The sequence below is a fragment of the Piscirickettsia salmonis LF-89 = ATCC VR-1361 genome (genome assembly GCF_000297215.2).
In the GTDB taxonomy this organism is placed as follows: domain Bacteria; phylum Pseudomonadota; class Gammaproteobacteria; order Piscirickettsiales; family Piscirickettsiaceae; genus Piscirickettsia; species Piscirickettsia salmonis.
On sequence record NZ_AMFF02000279.1, the window covers coordinates 1 to 664 of the forward strand.

At 42.0% G+C, this 664-nt stretch carries 1 protein-coding gene; it reads right to left on the minus strand.

The window, feature by feature from the left end:
- Window positions 1-502 (minus strand): hypothetical protein (locus C200_RS14080; RefSeq protein WP_033923869.1); only part of this gene is annotated, 502 nt, incomplete at its 3' end.
- Between the last annotated feature and the right edge of the window lie 162 nt (window positions 503-664).

The following is a 664-nucleotide window of genomic DNA, read 5'->3' on the forward strand; positions in this document are numbered from 1 at the left end:
TCCATGGCTCGCAGCGAACGACATGTTCTGGAGCCGTCATGCATACTGGCAGTCCAGCCTCATCATTAGAGAAAACAACTCTGCCGAGGGTATCATAAATCGCTTTTTGTTGAACGAGGCCGGTGCAGTCCTGTGCATGTAATAAACTACGTGCCGAATGTGAACCATCCTTAGAACCAGTAACTTGAATTCGGTAAGGTGATAAGCAAAAATTCTTTGCTTTCATTTTGAGTTTTAATTGACTTGGGTTAGTTGGTATGTCTTTAAAGTTTATTGTATGCTTTGCTTTTGTTGTGTAGTCACAACCAGGAGCCGGTGGAATATCTGTTCTTGGATTATGCTGAGTATCTAAGGATCTTTTCATCACATGAGAATCAAATGATGCGCCAACTCCAGCGCAACTGGCCCCATAACTTATACCAGAAACGCTAGCAGCAGCAGAATCAGTGGCATTATAAGTAGTAAATGTTGTAGTTACCGCTCCTCCAGCTTCTACTATCATAGGGTTTTCAGTCTGTGGTGGAGGAGGAGAAGATTGATTAACAAAGTGTGGATTTTGTACAACGTGGTCAGTTCGCTCATATCTGTATGATAGCCGGTTAAATTGATATTCTACAGCTTCAAAAATTTCCTCCGTCCTGATACTGTAAAGCCCCCATTTTTA